Annotated in this window: 16 protein-coding genes; 5 read left to right on the top strand and 11 right to left on the bottom strand. The window is 66.1% G+C overall.

All coding sequences use genetic code 11. The features are described from left to right. Nucleotides 1–207: 207 nt before the first annotated feature. From cobG to CH262_RS09370, 3 genes are read left to right on the top strand one after another with little or no spacing between them, the layout of a single operon-like run. Nucleotides 208–1338, top strand: coding sequence for a precorrin-3B synthase (cobG, locus tag CH262_RS09380; protein WP_094717479.1), 1131 nt, complete (start codon nt 208–210; stop codon nt 1336–1338). Between the two features lie 54 nt (nt 1339–1392). Continuing rightward, nucleotides 1393–2019: a precorrin-8X methylmutase gene (locus CH262_RS09375; RefSeq protein WP_027497104.1), complete on the top strand. Its 627-nt coding sequence runs from the start codon at nt 1393–1395 to the stop codon at nt 2017–2019. Then, entirely contained in the window at nt 2016–3509 is a 1494-nt protein-coding gene (locus tag CH262_RS09370) for a precorrin-2 C(20)-methyltransferase (RefSeq protein WP_094622162.1), read from the top strand. The genes CH262_RS09375 and CH262_RS09370 overlap by 4 nt, the downstream gene beginning before the upstream one ends. Here the strand turns inward: CH262_RS09370 and CH262_RS09365 are convergent. From CH262_RS09365 to CH262_RS09355, 3 genes are read right to left on the bottom strand one after another with little or no spacing between them, the layout of a single operon-like run. Next, nucleotides 3492–4238: a cobalt-precorrin-6A reductase gene (locus CH262_RS09365; RefSeq protein WP_094717478.1), complete on the bottom strand. Its 747-nt coding sequence runs from the start codon at nt 4236–4238 to the stop codon at nt 3492–3494. The genes CH262_RS09370 and CH262_RS09365 overlap by 18 nt on opposite strands. Beyond that, a complete protein-coding gene (gene cbiE / locus CH262_RS09360) occupies nt 4235–5527 on the bottom strand; it encodes a precorrin-6y C5,15-methyltransferase (decarboxylating) subunit CbiE (protein ID WP_256988747.1) in 1293 nt (430 codons plus the stop codon). The genes CH262_RS09365 and cbiE overlap by 4 nt, the downstream gene beginning before the upstream one ends. Next, complete coding sequence (locus CH262_RS09355; RefSeq protein ID WP_052057333.1) at nt 5500–6291, bottom strand: SDR family NAD(P)-dependent oxidoreductase; 792 nt, start codon at nt 6289–6291, stop codon at nt 5500–5502. Before CH262_RS09355 ends, cbiE begins: the two co-directional genes overlap by 28 nt. A 31-nt stretch (nt 6292–6322) precedes the next feature. Between CH262_RS09355 and CH262_RS09350 the strand changes: the two genes are divergently transcribed. Beyond that, nucleotides 6323–6736 (top strand): TIGR03618 family F420-dependent PPOX class oxidoreductase, encoded by a 414-nt coding sequence (locus tag CH262_RS09350; protein WP_032365855.1) that lies wholly within the window; start codon nt 6323–6325, stop codon nt 6734–6736. Here CH262_RS09350 and CH262_RS09345 read toward each other — a convergent pair. Next, nucleotides 6733–7266, bottom strand: coding sequence for a nucleotidyltransferase family protein (locus CH262_RS09345; RefSeq protein WP_230591227.1), 534 nt, complete (start codon nt 7264–7266; stop codon nt 6733–6735). The genes CH262_RS09350 and CH262_RS09345 overlap by 4 nt on opposite strands. Nucleotides 7267–7316: 50 nt before the next feature. Further along, nucleotides 7317–8447: a M24 family metallopeptidase gene (locus tag CH262_RS09340; RefSeq protein WP_032387434.1), complete on the bottom strand. Its 1131-nt coding sequence runs from the start codon at nt 8445–8447 to the stop codon at nt 7317–7319. Between the two features lie 27 nt (nt 8448–8474). Here CH262_RS09340 and CH262_RS09335 point away from each other — a divergent pair, with 27 nt between their 5' ends. Beyond that, nucleotides 8475–9452, top strand: a complete 978-nt coding sequence (locus CH262_RS09335) for a 5'-3' exonuclease (protein WP_027497097.1) — start codon at nt 8475–8477, stop codon at nt 9450–9452. A 6-nt stretch (nt 9453–9458) separates the two neighbouring features. Here CH262_RS09335 and CH262_RS09330 read toward each other — a convergent pair whose 3' ends face one another. From CH262_RS09330 to CH262_RS09305, 6 genes are all read right to left on the bottom strand, one after another. Continuing rightward, entirely contained in the window at nt 9459–10448 is a 990-nt protein-coding gene (locus CH262_RS09330; protein WP_032387435.1) for a DUF4333 domain-containing protein, read from the bottom strand. A 122-nt stretch (nt 10449–10570) separates the two neighbouring features. Further along, nucleotides 10571–13345 (bottom strand): DEAD/DEAH box helicase, encoded by a 2775-nt coding sequence (locus CH262_RS09325; RefSeq protein ID WP_051365148.1) that lies wholly within the window; start codon nt 13343–13345, stop codon nt 10571–10573. A 27-nt stretch (nt 13346–13372) separates the two neighbouring features. Beyond that, complete coding sequence (gene tatC / locus CH262_RS09320; RefSeq protein WP_027497094.1) at nt 13373–14344, bottom strand: twin-arginine translocase subunit TatC; 972 nt, start codon at nt 14342–14344, stop codon at nt 13373–13375. A gap of 109 nt (nt 14345–14453) precedes the next feature. Further along, entirely contained in the window at nt 14454–14720 is a 267-nt protein-coding gene (gene tatA, locus CH262_RS09315; RefSeq protein WP_027497093.1) for a Sec-independent protein translocase subunit TatA, read from the bottom strand. Between the two features lie 85 nt (nt 14721–14805). Then, entirely contained in the window at nt 14806–15801 is a 996-nt protein-coding gene (locus tag CH262_RS09310) for a helix-turn-helix transcriptional regulator (RefSeq protein ID WP_032387436.1), read from the bottom strand. Next, nucleotides 15798–16790 (bottom strand): helix-turn-helix transcriptional regulator, encoded by a 993-nt coding sequence (locus CH262_RS09305; protein WP_027497091.1) that lies wholly within the window; start codon nt 16788–16790, stop codon nt 15798–15800. The genes CH262_RS09310 and CH262_RS09305 overlap by 4 nt, the downstream gene beginning before the upstream one ends. Nucleotides 16791–16836: the final 46 nt, after the last annotated feature.

The following is a 16836-nucleotide window of genomic DNA, read 5'->3' as shown; positions in this document are numbered from 1 at the left end:
TTCCGCCCCGTCCCGAAGGCACGATCCTCGAGAACAGGTCCCGAGAACCATTCCCGACGAGCTGTTCTCGACGAACTACAGGGCGGTCACGGTGGCGCGACCGTACCGGGATTTCACCGGTTTCCTCTCGGCCGGAGCCGTGAACATCGAATGCTACCGGTGCCGGGACGAGATCGGGCCACCCGTCGCACTTGTAGCCTGGTGAACATGAGTTCGCCCAGTAGGTCCGTGCCCGACGGCTGCCCCGGAGCTCTGTCGACGCACCGCGCGGCGGACGGTCCGTTGGCCAGAATCCGGCTCCCGGGCGGCCTCGTGCTGCCGGATCAGATGCAGGTCCTGGCCGAGGCCGCGGCCGAGCTCGGTGACGGCTCGCTCGAACTCACGTCGAGGGGCAACATCCAGGTTCGTGCGGTCTCGGACCCGGACGAGCTCGCGAACAGGTTGGCCGCGGCCGGGTTGCTGCCGTCTCCGACGCACGAGCGCGTGCGCAACATCCTCGCCTCGCCGCTGTCGGGCCGGGTCGGCGGACTCACCGACGTCCGCGGTCTCGTCGGTGAGCTCGACGCTGCCGTGTGCGCTCGCCCCGAGCTCGCCGGACTGCCCGGCCGGACATTGTTCGCCCTGGACGACGGCCGCGGGGATCTGTGCGGACTCGAACCCGACTTCGGGGTGTACGCCCAGGCCGACGGGTCGTTCGCAGTGCTGTTGGCAGGGCGCGACAGCGGTGTACGCGTCGACCGCGAGCACGTGGTCTCGACTCTGCTCGACTGCGCGGATGCCTTCGTCCGGTTGCGAAACAAGGAATGGCGACTGGCGGAACTGGACGGCGGTGCCGAGCGCATCGTCGACGTGCTCGGGTTCCAGGCCGGACCGGTACTGGCCATGCCCGCGCCGGTCGAGGTGCCACCGATCGGCTGGCTCGATCAGGACGATGGCCACGTTGCGCTCGGCGCAGGTCTGGCCAACGGCGTCCTCGGCGCGCGGTTGGCCGAATTCCTCGCGGCCGTCGATCGTCCGCTGATCGTGACGCCGTGGCGATCGCTGATCGTGGGTGATCTGGACGAGGAACCGGCCGAACAGGTCGTTCGAGTTCTCGCACCCATGGGCCTGATCTTCGACGCCGCGTCACCGTGGATCCGAGTCAGTGCCTGCACCGGATCGCCCGGTTGCGAGAAGTCCCTCGCCGACGTCCGAGCCGACCTCGCGGCCGCGGTCGATGCGCGGATGACGCCACGGGACGAGCGGCAGCATTGGTCCGGTTGCGAGCGTCGATGCGGCCGACCCAAAGGCGAGGTGACCGACGTCATCGCGACGGGAATCGGCTACCAGGTGTCCTGAGCACCTGGAGACCGGCTTCCGGCTGAGGGGGCCCTCTCCCCTATCGTGACACGCATGCACGACTACATCCGTGACGGCGCGGAGATCTACCGCCAGTCTTTCGCAACCATCCGTGCCGAAGCGGATCTGTCTCGGTTCACCCCGGACGTCGCCCAGGTCGTCGTGCGCATGATTCACGCTGTCGGTGAGATCGACCTGACCGAGACGATCGGCTTCACGCCCGACGTGGTGGAGTCCGCCCGAACTGCCCTGCGCGCAGGGGCACCCGTGTTGTGCGACGCCAACATGGTTGCCGCCGGTATCACTCGTCGCCGTCTGCCGGCCGACAACGAGGTGCTGTGCACCCTGTCCGATCCTCGGGTGCCGGATTTGGCTCGGAGTATGGGCACCACGAGAACCGCTGCCGCGCTGGAGTTGTGGGGTGACAAGCTGGGCGGTGCCGTCGTCGCGATCGGAAACGCGCCGACCGCCCTGTTCCACCTGATGGAAATGCTCGCGGCCGGAGCTCCGAAGCCCGCAGCCATCGTCGGCGGCCCGGTCGGATTCATCGGCGCGGCGGAGTCGAAGGAAGATCTGATAGCCGCCGACCTCGGCGTGGAATATCTGGTCGTCCGGGGCAGACGCGGTGGCAGCCCCATCACCGTCGCCGCGGTCAATGCCATTGCGAGCGAACAAGAATGAGCTCCAGCGGAAAGTTGTGGGGAGTGGGCGTCGGCCCGGGCGACCCGGAGTTGTTGACCGTCAAGGCCGCTCGCGTGATCGGCGAGGCCGATGTCGTCGCGTTCCACAGTGCTCGGCACGGTCGCAGCATCTCGCGTGCCCTCGCGGCCGGTTACATGCGCGACGGGCAGATCGAAGAACACCTGGTGTATCCGGTGACCACCGAGGCGACGGCTCATCCCGGTGGGTACCAGGGTGCCATCGACGAGTTCTACGAGTCCGCTGCCGCACGGCTCGCCGCTCATCTCGACGCCGGCCGATCGGTTGTGCTTCTGGCCGAGGGCGATCCACTGTTCTACAGCTCGTACATGCACATGCACAAACGCCTGGCACACCGGTTCGAGGTCGAGGTGGTTCCCGGCGTGACCTCGGTGAGTGCTGCATCGGCCGCGCTGGCGACTCCACTGGTGGAGCGCGACGAGGTGTTCACCGTCCTCCCCGGCACCTTGCCGGTGAACGAACTCACTCGCCGACTCCGCGGCACCGACGCCGCGGTCATCATGAAACTCGGTCGAACCTATCCGACCGTGCTCGATGCACTGGAACGATCCGGCAGGCTCGACGAAGCGCGGTACGTCGAGCGGGCCAGTACAGCCGAGCAACGCGTCCTCGATGCCGCCGACGCGGACAACGTGCCGTACTTCTCGATGATCGTCGTGCCGAGTCCGTCGAATCGAACCGAACTTCCCACCAGTACGGGCGAAGTGGTCGTGGTCGGTCTCGGTCCGGGCGACGACGTGTGGACGACGGACGAAGTGCGAGCCGAACTCGCAGCAGCGACCGATCTGGTCGGATACATCACCTACATCGATCGAGTTCCTCAGCGACCCGGCCAGATTCGGCATGCGAGCGACAACAAGGTCGAATCCGAGCGCGCGGCATTCGCCCTCGACCTCGCCAAACAGGGTCGCCGCGTCGCTGTGGTGTCCTCGGGTGATCCGGGCGTGTTCGCGATGGCGACAGCGGTCATCGAGGTTGCAGCAGAACAGCAGTGGAATTCGGTACCGGTACGGGTGGTCCCGGGAATGACGGCAGCCAATGCTGTTGCCAGCCGCGTCGGCGCGCCGCTCGGACACGACTACGCCGTCATCTCCCTTTCCGATCGACTCAAGCCCTGGGACGTGGTGGCCCGACGGCTCTCGGCAGTGGCCGAAGCCGACATGGCGATCGCGATCTACAACCCGGCGTCCAAGACTCGCACCTGGCAGGTCGCGGCCATGAAAGATGTTCTGCTCGAACATCGTTCACCGGCGACGCCGGTGGTGATCGGGCGCGCGGTAGGCAGTGCGCAGGAATCGGTGCGCACCGTGACCCTCGGGGAACTCGATCCCGAGTCGATCGACATGCGGTGCCTGCTCATCATCGGCTCCTCGATGACGACGGTGGTGGAGACCGGAAGCGGTCCCAAAGTGTTCACGTCGCGGCGCTACCCGTCAGTGAGTGACGCGTAGGCGTTCGATCAACCACCGAGCGGCGGCATCGACCTCGTCGACCGTCGATGCCGAGATGTCGACGGTGGGTCGCGAGATCATCAGAACGGGAATCGAGGCCGATCGCGCCGCGTCGAGCTTGGCGCGGGTCATCGTGCCGCCGCTGTTCTTGGTGACCAGCAGGTCTATTCGGTTGTCCGCGAGCATTGCCGACTCGTGCGCGAGGTCGAACGGCCCGCGGCCGAGCTCGAGGGTGGCGTGAGGGGGAACGGCACCGGTCGGTGGATCTATCGAACGGATCAGGAACCACGCATCGGCGACTCCGGCGAAATGGTGAACGCCTTGCCTGCCGATGGTGAGGAACACCCGACTACCCGGTTCTATCGATGCGGCCGCCTCGGGTAGGGATGCCACGGTGGTCCACTGGTCGTCCGTCGACGCGATCCACGGTGGCCGGGTCAGCACGAGATGAGCGACACCGGTTGTCCGAGCAGCGTAGTCGGCATGCGCGGTGATGGTGGCGGCAAACGGATGCGTCGCGTCGACCAGTGCGTCGACGGCGTTGTCTCGAATCCACTGTGCCAATGCGTCGGCACCGCCGAAACCGCCGATCCTGGTATGGCCCGACACCGGCGCCGGCTCGGCGACGCGCCCGGCCAGCGAGGTGATCAACTCGATCCCGGGCACGCCGGCCACGGCGGCCGCGAGTTGCCTGGATTCGGACGTGCCGCCCAGGAGTAGGACCTTCACTGCTCGTCCGCATCCGCCCCGTCGGGCGCACCCCAGGGTTTCGTCACGCACCACTGAGTGACCGGCAGTTGTGGTCGCCAGGTGGTGAAGGAGCCCAACGGCTCACCCCGGTAGATCTGGAACCGGCGCAGCCTGCCGCCGTATCGTGCAGCTGCCGAGAGCAGCAGTGAATCCGATTCTGCGGTCACCGAATTGGCGACCAATCGGCCACCGGGACGCACGGCCGCCCAGCACCGCTCGATCATGCCCGGCTCGGTCGCCCCGCCGCCGACGAACACCGCGTCCGGAACGCCTGCACTGCCGGGGACCTCGTCGAAAGCTCCGGGCGCAGTGCCGAGCACGGCCAGCCCGGGCACCCCGAGCCGTTGTGCGTTGGTCGCGATCTGGTGTCGACGATCCGCGGACGACTCGAATGTCACTGCCCGACAAGATGGATCGGTGCGCATCCATTCGATGGCGATCGTCCCCGAGCCCCCGCCGACGTCCCACAGGACCTCCCCGGGTCCGGGCGCCAACGCGCACAGCGTCAATGCGCGCACTTCCTGCTTGGTCATCTGACCGTCGCCGGTGTACTGCGAATCGGGCAGGCCCGGAACGCGAGTGAGTCTGATGGCGCTGCGATCTCGAACGCATTCGAGCGCGACGACGTTCAGCGGGTCGGCGTCGGCGAACGTCGAGTCCGATGCCGTCCCCCGGGTGACTCGTTCGGCCGGGCCGCCGAGTTGTTCGAGCACACTCACCGTGCTGGTACCGAAACCGTTGTCACGCAGGAGCGCACACACGTCACCCGGTGTCGAGCTGCCTCGGCTCAGTACGAGAAGTCGACGACCGTGGCCGAGTTCCGGGAGTACGGTCTCGACCGGGTTGTTCACCAGCGACACCGTCGTGGTGTGCGCGAGCGACCAGCCCAGACGCGCACAGGCGAGCGAAACCGACGACGGTGCGGGATACACCCTCAGACGTTCGGCGCCGAATTCGCGAGCCAGGCTCACACCGATACCGTGAAACATCGGGTCGCCACTGGCCAGCACACACACGGTCCGGCCGTCACAGGAGTCGATCATGGGCCGCAGGCTCGGCAGCAACGGACTGGGCCACGCACGAGTGTCGGCGCACCTGTCCACCACGCCGGCAAGCTGCCTCGCCGACCCGAAGACGACATCAGCCTGCTCGACCACGACACGTGAGACGGCAGACAGTCCGTCCCAACCGTCCGCGCCGATTCCCACCACTGCGATGGGGTGAGGGTTGGGCTCCGCCATCAGCGCGGCATCCTGCGCCACAGCCATTGCGGAAGCAGTCTCATCGCGAAGAACACCGGCCGAAGAGTGCCGGGGATCCACACCGTCGACTTCCGGCTGCGCAGCGCAGCCACCACCGCGGCGGCCACCTGATCGGGTGTGCTGGACATCGGTGCCGGGTCCATGCCCTCTGTCATCGAACCGATGACGAACCCTGGGCGCGCGAGCAACAGATGAACGCCGCTGCCGTGCAGGGAATCGCTCAGTCCGCTGGCGAAGCCGTCCAGACCCGCTTTGGCCGAGCCGTAGACGTAGTTGGCCCGCCTCACCCGGACACCCGCGACGGACGAGAAGACCACCAGATCGCCGCTCTTCTGCGCCCGCAGTACCTTCGCGGCGTGGGTGAGGACGGAAACCTGGGCCAGGAAGTCGGTCGTGATCACCTCCAGCGCATGCGCCGCGTCGTCCTCGGCGCGCGTCTGATCCCCCAGAATCCCGAACGCCAACACCACGATTCCGATGGGCCCGTGCCGTTCCACGACGGAGCGCAGGAGTTCCTCGTGGGTGTCCATGGCGTTCGCGTCGAACTCGACCGCATCGACGGTCGTCGCGCCTGCCTGCAGCACACGTGACCTTTGCGTCGCCAGGTCGGAACTGCGTCGAGCGGCCAGTACGACAGTTCGTCCCGGTGCCAGCCGAGTGGCGACCTCGAGACCGATCTCGCTTCGGCCGCCGAGCAACAACAACGTTCCCGAGGCGGGTTCAGATCGTCTGCTCACGCCGAACAGTCTCTCCGATCGAGCCCCGCTCATGGCAGTCGGGGCACGTCACTACAGTCGAGTCATGGCCGCTACCCCCGCTGACGCGACTGCCCTCACCGACGAGGCGATCGAATTCCTCACCGAACGGCACCTCGCCACGCTGACGACGTTGCGTCCGGACGGCACGCCCCATGTCGTCGCCGTCGGGTTCACCTACGACGCGGACGCGCACGTCGCCCGTGTCATCACCAACAACGTGTCGCAGAAGGCGATCAACGCCGGCCGCGGTGCCTACGCCGCCGTCACCCAGATCGACGGTGCCCGCTGGCTGACGTTGGAGGGTCCGGCCACCGTTCGCGACGACCACGAGTCGGTCGCCGATGCGGAGAACCGCTATGCCCGACGCTATCGAGTGCCGCGGGAGAATCCGACCCGCGTCGTCGTCGAGATAGCGGTGCGGCGGGTACTGGGCAGCCGCTCGCTGCTGCGACGCTAGTCGTCCGTCGGCCAGGGTAGAACGGTCAGGTTCGGCCATTCGGTGGTCCACCGCGCGGCCTTCGCCTCGTAGACGTGCCGCATCGGTAATCGCGGATTCGGCCGGACGATCCCGGCGAACAGGTCTTCGAAGCCGTGTGGGGCATAGACGCGGTCCATACCGTGGGAGTCCACGGTGATTCCGAAACAGCACGTGGTCGACACGAAGTGGTCGATGGCATCCTCGGAGCTTCGGTACGGAGCCAACGTCGCTCCGAAATGCTGCTCGTACCACAGGTGTACACGCGCTTGATTACGCACTTCGACGTCGACCCCGAGGTCGGCGAACACGTCGGCCGCGGTCTCGATCACGTCGTTCTCGGCGGCGTACGACAGATCCGTGTCGTCGAAGTAGAAGAAGTCGTAGTCGCGAATTCCGGCCCCGAGATCTCGGTCGGCGAGGTGATTCCACACGGTTTGGAACAGACCGCCCGCCGTCAGGTACCAACCCGAGAGCCCGAGCTGCGGCGCACGCCGAAGTACCTCGGCCACAATCGGATTCGTCCTGACGACGGAGACGAACTCTACTTGGCGGCCGTCGGTCACACCGGCAGCACGGCGAGACCGTGGGGGCGGAGGTTGACCGATTCGCACCCGTTCGCCGTCACGACGACGATGTCCTCGATCCTGGCACCCCACTGCCCACGGAAATAGATGCCCGGTTCGATGCTGAACGCCATTCCCTCGGTGAGAGTGATGTCGTTGCCCGCCACGATGTACGGCTCCTCGTGCACCGACAGGCCGATACCGTGTCCGGTGCGGTGCAGGAAAGCCTCTCCCAGACCGGCTTCGACCAACACCTCGCGTGCGGCTGCGTCGATGGACTCCGCGCTGACTCCCGGCGACACAGCGTCGACTGCGGCCTGCTGAGCTCGCTCCAGTACCGCGTACCGGGTAGCGACCTCGGCCGAAGGCTCGCCGAGACTGTAGGTGCGAGTGGAGTCCGAGTTGTATCCCGGCGCAACGGGTCCACCGATGTCGACGACGACCACGTCGCCGGCCTCGACGACACGATCGGAGACCTCGTGGTGCGGATCGGCACCGTGCGGACCGGAGCCGACAATGATGAATTCCGGTGCGGTATGGCCTTCCTCGACGATCGCCGTCGCGATGTCTGCCGCGATCTGGGCTTCGGTTCGGCCCACTCGGAGCCACTCGCCCATCCGGGCGTGAACCCGGTCGATGGCATGACCGGCTCGACGCAGAGCATCGATCTCGGCGTCGTCCTTGATCATACGCAGCTGGCGCAGAACGTCTGTCGCCAGTACCGGCACGGTCCCGAAAATCGTTGCCAGCGGCACGAAGTGCAGGGCGGGCATTGCGTCGGCGACAGCGGTCTTGCTGCCGGCCGGCACGGCCGCAGCCACGAGCGCGTACGGATCGACGCCGTCCACCCAATCGACGAGCGTCAGTGACAGGTCCTCGGCGGCGGAGTCACCCAGCGCGGCGAGTTCGAGCCGCGGCACGACGATGCTGGGAGTGCTGCCGTCGGCCGGCACCACCAACGCGATGAGACGCTCGAACGAGCTGGCCGTGGACCCGATCAGATACTGCAGATCCGGGCCCGGAGTGATCAGCAGGGCGTCCAAGCCTGCGTCCGACGTCAGGCGGGCCGCGCGCGCGAGCCTGGAGGCGTAGACATCGCTGGGAAAACGAGAAGAATCGACACTCATACCTTCAGGCTAGTGCCGTACGGCAAGATGAGCCCCATGACCACCCCCGGAAAGTCGCCGTTGCTGCTCCTCGACGGCGCGAGCCTGTGGTTCAGGGCCTACTACGCTCTGCCCGAGTCGATTACGGCGCCCGACGGCCGTCCCGTCAATGCCGTGCGAGGTTTCCTCGACATGATCTCGGCCCTGATCACGCGAACCGAACCGAGCCGATTGGCTGTATGCCTCGACCTCGACTGGCGTCCACAGTTCCGAGTGGACCTCGTTCCCTCGTACAAGGCGCACCGGGTTGCCGACGCCGCGCCGGATGTGGCCGAGAGCGAAGAGGTTCCCGAGACCCTGACGCCACAGGTGGACATGATCATGGACGTCCTGGCGGCGTTGGGAATTGCCACCGCGGGGGCCGACGGCCTCGAGGCCGACGACGTGCTCGGAACCTTGGCTGCACAGGAACGACGCGATCCCGTCGTCGTGGTCAGCGGCGACCGAGATCTGTTGCAGGTGGCGGCGGACGAACCGAACGAGGTACGGGTGCTGTACGTGGGTCGAGGCTTGGCCAAGGCCGAACTCTTCGGCCCGGTCGAGGTGGCCGAGCGGTACGGCGTCCCGTTGCACCGTGCGGGAGCGGCCTACGCGGAATTGGCGCTTCTGCGCGGCGATGCGTCGGACGGGCTACCGGGTGTCAAGGGTGTCGGCGAGAAGACGGCCTCCACGCTCATGCTGCAGTACGAGTCCGTTGCGGCCCTGCGTGCAGCGGCACTCGATCCGGAGTCGGACATGGCCAAGGGAATTCGGGCGAAGCTGGCCAACGCCAGCGACTACCTCGATGCGGCACTGCCGGTGGTGCGGGTCGTCACCGATGCCGACGTCGTTCTGTCGAGGTCGGACGAGATTCCGGCGGAACCGGCAGATCTCGAGGCACTCGACAAGCTCGCGGAGACCCTGGGAATCAGAAACGCCGTGGACCGCCTCGTCTCGGCGATGGCGGCCACGGCGTCGCAGAATTGACCGGGGCTATTTCGGGAGTGAGACCTCGTAGTCGGCGTCGTCGTTGAGGAACGTCAACGTCACCTTCTTGAACGCCCCGTCGACCGTCAGCGTGCAATCGACGCTGGTGCCGGCCTTGACTTCGATGTTCTGCGGGCACGACACCCCCGAGACGTTCGTGGCACCGTAGGACTCGGTCAACACCGTGCGAATACCGTCCTGAGCGGCCGTCGTATCGAGGGTGGTCGTGCGCCCGAACGCGAAGTACAGCACTGCCGCGACCACGGCCACGACGGCGATGACGGAGCCCGCGATGATCAGCGGCTTCTTGGACTGCGCGCCACTGCGACCGGGACTTGGCTGCTGGCCCGGGTACTGCCCGGGGTACTGGCCCGGATACTGCTGTCCGGGATAGTGCTGACCGGGATACTGCTGATTCGGATTCTGCCCGCCCGCGAAGGGAGGCTGCTGACCGTACTGGCCGGCACCGTACTGCCCACTGCCACCGAATTGTTGTGGTGCGTAGGGATTTTTGTAGGCGGCGTCGCCGGCAGGCTGCTGTCCGGTCCCCGGATACGGTGCCCCGTACGGCTGTCCCGCCGGGTATTGCGCGGTCGGATTCTGTGCGGTCGGATTCTGCGGGTTGTAGCCCTGCGGGTACTGCCCCTGCGGACCCTGAACCTGAGGATTCTGACCCTGCTGCGGGTAGGGCCCGGCCGGATACGCGCCCTGGGGGTATTGCCCCTGGGGATACGCGCCCTGAGGGTATTGCCCCGGGGGAGTTTGCCCCTGGGGAGACTGGCCGTACGCGCCTCCGGAAGGTTCGCCGTACTGCGTGGTCGGGGTGCCGGTGGGCGGCGCGTACTGTCCCCACGCCGACGGAGTCGGAGTCTGCGATTCGGATGTCGCCGCAGCTTCGCCGGTGGAAGCTTCCTGCCCGTCCTTTGCGGCACCGTCCTGGTCCGGCGTTCGTGACCAACTGTTGTCGGGGTCGGTCGGACCGTATGGGCCGCTCATCTCGCCTCCACTGAAATCTCGAATCCGTCGGGGGTACAGTATCCCGCTTGCCGCTGCGTCCGCTGTACCGACCCGGCAGTCCGGTTTCGGCCCGTCACGCAGCGCCGGTCACGCAGCATCGGTCACGCGGCATCGACGGCCACCACTCCTTGTCGCAGCGCGGCGACGGCACGGGCGGCGGTTCGCGACAGCTCGGGTTCGGGAGCGGCGAGCCGCACCTGGTCGAGCAGGTCGATGACCTGCCGACACCATCGGACGAAGTCGCCACCGGACAGCGCCTTGCCGTTGTCGCCTGCCGCGACCAGTGCGTCGACGAGTGAATGGTCGGAAGCCCACTTGTAGATCGCTTTGACGAAGCCCATGTCCGGCTCTCTGGTCGGTGGCAGTTTGTGCCGAACCTCGTCGGCCCGCAGCTCGTGCCACACACGCACGGTCTCGGTCAACGCGTGCCTGATGGGTCCGGTCGGGCCGTGCGGGGTGATGTCTCCCTCGGAGCGGGACTCGTAGACCACGGCCGAGACCACTGCTGCCAACTCTGCGGCCGACAAGCCCTGCCACAGTCCGCCTCGGAGGCATTCCGCGACCAGAAGATCGGATTCGGAGTAGATCCGGCTCAATCGAGCACCGTCGTCGGTCACCTTGGGATCCTTGCCCGGGGTCACGTAGCCGCGGTCCGCCAGCAAGGCCAGAATGCGGTCGAACGTTCGGGCCAACGAGTTCGTGGTGGCCGACACCTTCTGCCGCATCGACTCGGTTTCCCGGGCCAGCCGGTTGTAGCGTTCGCCGGTTCGAGAGAGTTCCTCGCGATCCGGCCGGCTGTGCACCGGATGCGAGCGGATGGCCCGCCGCAGGGTTGCCAACTCCTTGTCGTCGGCGGCGGTCGACTTTCGTCCCACTCGATCGGAGGGCTGGGATATGCCGCGGGTGACCAACGCCGCCGCCAGATCCCGACGGGTCTTGGCGGTGCGGTGATCGACGAACCGTGGCAATCGCATGGAGCCGAGAGGTGTTGCCGGCGTAGGGAAATCGGCAGCGGACAGACGACCGGCCCATTTGTCCTCGGTCAGCACGAGCGGCCGCGGATCGCCGCGATCGTCGTCCGGTTCGAGTACCACTGCCAGTCCGCTGCGCCGTCCGGACGGCACCGAGATCACGTCGCCGCGGCGCAACGCACGCAACGAGTCGACGGCTTTGTCCCGCCGATCGGACCTGTTCTGACGCTCGAGGGTCTTCTCTCGATCCTTCAGACGCTCGCGCAGTCGCGCGTACTCGAAGTACTCCCCGTCGGGGCCACCGAGCGTTGCGCCGAGCGCCTCCAACGTCTTCATGTTCTTCTCGATACCGCGGACCATGCCGACGACGGACCGGTCGGCCTGGAACTGAGCGAAGGACCGTTCGAGCAACTGCCGTGAATCCGCTGCCCCGAACTGTTCGATCAGATTGATCGACATGTTGTAGGCGGGCGCGAAGGAGCTCCGGAGGGGAAACGTTCGCGTCGACGCGAGTCCGGCCACCTCGGTCGGTTCGGTACCGGGCTGCCACAGCACCACCGCGTGACCCTCGACGTCGATGCCGCGTCGCCCGGCCCGGCCGGTCAGCTGGGTGTACTCCCCCGGTGTCAGCTCCGCGTGCGTCTCACCGTTGAACTTGACCAGCTTTTCGAGCACCACGGTTCGGGCAGGCATATTGATTCCGAGAGCCAGAGTTTCGGTGGCGAACACAGCTCTGACCAATCCCTTGACGAACAGCTCCTCGACGGTGTGACGGAAGACCGGCAGCATTCCGGCGTGGTGCGCGGCGAACCCGCGTTCGAGCGCATCTCGCCATTCCCAGAAGCCGAGCACTTCCAGATCCTCGCGCGGAAGTTCGGAGGTGTGCTTCTCGACGATGTACCTGATCTCCTCGGCCTGCTCAGGCGTCGTCAGAACCAGCCGCGAACGCATGCACTGAGTCAGGGCCCCGTCACAGCCTGCACGACTGAAGATGAACGTGATGGCCGGGAGCAGACCTTCCTCGTCCAGTTTGGCGATCACATCGGGACGAGCCAGCGGACGGTTGGCACCTCCGCCTCCCTGGTGGCCGCCGCGTCCGCCGCCCCCGCTTCGACCTCCGCGTCCTCGACTGTGCGGTGCGTGCCACCGATCCATGGAGTCCAGCGACTGACGCTGCTTGACGTGACGCACCAGGTCTCGGTCCACGACGACCTTCTGGTGGCCGTCCGGTGACTGTGCTCGGGTGTCGAAGAGATCGAACAACCGACGGCCCACCATGATGTGCTGCGAGAGCGGAACGGGACGGTTCTCGTCCACGACGACCGAGGTGTCGCCGCGAACGGTACTCATCCACGCGCCGAACTCCTCGGCGTTGCTGACCGTTGCGGACAGGCTCACCAGACGCACGTCGTCGGACAGGTGCAGGATCACTTCTTCCCAGACCGCTCCTCGGAACCGATCCGCCAGGTAGTGCACCTCGTCCATCACCACGTGCGAGAGCCCGCGCAGTGCGTCGGAGGATGCGTAGAGCATGTTGCGCAGCACCTCGGTCGTCATGATGACGATGGGTGCATCCGGATTGATGGACGAATCACCGGTCAACAGGCCGACCGTCTCGCGTCCGTATCGCGCGGTCAACTCGGCGAACTTCTGGTTGCTGAGCGCCTTGATGGGGGTGGTGTAGAAGCATTTGCGACCGGCGGCGAGGGCCAGGTGCACCGCGAACTCGCCGATCACCGTCTTGCCCGCGCCGGTCGGGGCGCAGACCAACACCCCGTGACCGTTCTCCAACGCAGTGCACGCATCCACCTGGAAGCGGTCCAACGGAAAACTCAACTCCGCGGAAAATCGTTGCAGTTCAGTGGGTTCTGGCCTGGACCGGGTGTCGACAACAGCCTCGCTCATGGTCGCGCCCCGACGCTGGGACTCACATCAGATCGTGTCGTCGTACTGGGCCTGTGTTCGGGTCGCAGTGCCGATACCGCCCACCGGCGGTGTCGGTGCGACAGCGTGTGGGGCCTGGATAGAACTTGCGCCTTCGATGCGTGTTGCTTCGTCATCTGACACATCACCCCATTCGTCTCTTCTCTTGCGCAACTTACGCTTGTCGTGAATCCGCGCAATCTGCACTGCCATCTCGAAGAGCACCGTCAGAGCCAACGCCAAGGCCAGCATCGAGAAGGGATCCTGTCCGGGCGTTGCGATCGCCGCGAACACGAACAGTCCGAAGATCAACCCGCGACGCCACGCCTTCAGGCGCTCGTAGGTGAGAACACCGACGAAGTTCAAACCGACGACCAGCAGCGGTATTTCGAAGCTGACACCGAAGATGATCAGAAGATTGATCAGAAAACCGAAGTACTGATCGCCGCTCAGTGCCGTGATCTGGACGTTGTCACCGATCGACAGCAGAAAGTGCAAGCCCTTGGCGACGACGAAGTACGCCAGAATCGCTCCGGTCACGAACAGCGCAGCGGCACCGGTGACGAAGGAGACTGCGTAACGGCGTTCGTTGGCGTACAGGCCGGGAGTGATGAACGCCCAGATCTGGTACAGCCAGATGGGGCAGGCGAGCACTACGCCTGCGGTGAACGCCACCTTGAACCGCAGCAGGAACTGGTCGAACGGGCCGGTGGCGAGCAGGCGGCACTGATCGTCGTTGCTCAGATCCGCACGCAGGCTCGGGTCCAGGGTGCAGTACGGGCCTCGAAGCAGATCGCCGAGGCTTTCGACGCCGAAGATCGTGTGTGAGTACCAGAAGAATCCGAATGCAGTGGTCACCGCGATGGCCAGCAGCGACCAGAGCAGCCGGGTTCGCAGCTCGTACAGGTGATCGACCAACGACATCGTGCCGTCGGGATTGACTCGACGCTTACTGCGCCGTGGATCGAACGGAATGCGCATGGTGTTCTACGGTCAGCCTTCTTCGGTCGGCAGGCGGCACGAGGCCGTCACCGACAGCAGTGAACCTTCGGTGCCGACGCGGCACCGAAGGTGTGCTGAGCGGCGTCGCTCAGGCAGACTTCGCGTCGTGCTGGGGTGTGGTCTCGGTCTGCGCCACGGGTGCCGGCGAGGGCAGCTGAGCGGGTGCGGCCGGCTGCTGTGCAGTCGCGGTATCGGTGTCGGATTTGCCGTCGTTCTGCATCTCCTTGACCTCGCTCTTGAAGATGCGCAACGAGCGTCCGAGTCCACGCGCAGCCTCGGGCAGCTTCTTGGAACCGAACAGAATGATGACGACCACCGCAACGATGGCCCAGTGCCAGGGACTGGTGAATCCCATGTGAACCTCCTGAGATCAGATGAATCGAGCGTACCCGACGGCGGGCGGTGCGCTCGGCAACGGAGCGCACCGCTTCACCTCGCGTTCATGTTGCGAGGCCGCCACCGGTGTCGGTGGCGTCGAGCTCCGCGTAGGCATTCAGGGCGGACCGCGCACGATCGCGGACGGAATTCACCAAGGATTCAGGTCCCAGTACGGTGACGCCACCGCCGAACCCGAGGGTCAGCCGGGTCATCCACTGCAGCGTCGCGAAACGCATGGTCACCTCGATGGACCCGTCCGAATCGGCGGCTACCTGCGTCATCGGGTAGTAGTCCAGGATCCAGGTGAACGCAGGTGAGACGCGTAACCGCGCCTGGGACAGAGAGGGGTCGTCGTTGAATATCTCGAACGCGTCCTCGTCCTGCACCGACTCCGGCGGGGACGACGGTTCGTCGAGTTCGGTGGCCGAATCGATGCGATCGAATCTGAACAGGCGAACGCCCTCGGCACCGCGACACCATGCCTGCAGATAGCTGTTGTCGTCGACCACCACGGTCCTGATCGGATCGACGATGCGCTCGGTGAGCACGTCTCGCGACGCCGAGTAGTAGGTGAGTTCGAGTGCGTGCCGGGCTCGGAGCGCAGACCGTACGGTGCTCGACACCGGACCCTCCTCCGCGTCGGCCGTGTCGTGGTCGGACGAGAGCGGCACATTCGCCGCCGCCGACCCGGCCGCGGTCTCGATCTTCGCGATCGCCCGCTGAGCGGCCGACGGATCGACCATCCCCGGCATCGAGGTCAACGACCGAAGTGCGACCAACAGTGCTGTGGCCTCGGTGGACGTCAACCGCAGCGGACGGTCGATCCCGGCGGAGAAGGTGACGTCGATGCTCTCCTCCGAGAACGACAGATCGATGAGGTCACCCGGTCCGTATCCGGGCAGACCGCACATCCAGAGCTGATTGAGATCGGCCATCAGCGTCGCGGTGGTCACGCCCAGTTCCCGAGCGGCCTCCTCGGCGCTCAACCCCGGATTGGCCATGAAGAAGGGCACCATGTTGAGCAGGCGGGCCAACCGCACCGACAGACGCGCGCTCATCGTTCGTTCTCCAGTTCGGCTGCAGTCTGCAATGTGGAGATGACATCGGCCCGCAGCTCTGCCGGGGCCAACACCATCGCGTCGGGACCGTGACCGGCGATGAGCCGCGAAATCCAATCCCAGGACCGTACCGGAACCTCGACGACCGTTCCGGTGCGCGACCCCACCGTCTGCTCCCCCACCACGGTGCCCATCCTCCGCAGCTCCGTCGCCCGACCGTCCTGAAGCCACACTCGCGCGGTACCCGACACCGAGGACGTGCCCGCGACGCGGCGGACGATGTCCTGAAGATCGATACCGTCGGGCTTGCGGACACTCTGAGGTGATCCGAAGGCTTTGACGTCGTCGCCGATCCGGGACAGTCGGAAGGTTCGGGTGTCGTCTCGGTCCACGTCGTGTCCCACGAGGTACCACCGTCCCCGGAACGTCACAACGCCCCACGGCTGGACGGTTCGGGTGACGAACGGCTCGGTCAACGAGGGTCGATGCTCGAACCGCACCGACTTACCCTCGTCGATCGCCGCGAGCAGGGCACCCAGTGCGGGCTCGGACCCTCGGGTTCGCGCCGGAACGGCCGTGACGGCAGCGGCCGACTCGTTCTGGTCGACCTGAATACCTGCGGCGCGCAGCTTCAGCAGCGCACTCTGGGCCGCGGACGTCAGTTCCGGTGATTCCCACAGTTTGACGGCCACCGCGACCGCAGCCGATTCCTCGCTGGTGAGATCGATGTCCGGCAGCTCGTAGGCATCTCGGTTGATGCGATAACCCTCGACACCACCGAACCGCGTGGCGATGCCGGTCTCGAGGGGAACCCCGAGATCGCGCAGTTCGTTCTTGTCACGCTCGAACATCCTGCTGAACGCTTCGAGGCTCGTCGAGTCGTCGTACCCGGCAACGCTCTCGCGGATCCACTCCGCGGTCAGGAACTGACGCGTCGACAACAGACAGATGACCAGGTTCATCAGGCGTTCGACTTTGGTGGTGGCCACGACAGTCGAGCCTAGTTGTTCACCGCCCGCCGGAGCTGTAGCGACC

It is taken from the genome of Rhodococcus sp. 05-2255-1e (assembly GCF_002259025.1).
Lineage (GTDB): Bacteria > Actinomycetota > Actinomycetes > Mycobacteriales > Mycobacteriaceae > Rhodococcoides > Rhodococcoides fascians.
Note: the sequence above shows the minus strand (reverse complement) of the source record. Positions and strands in the feature narration are given on the sequence as shown.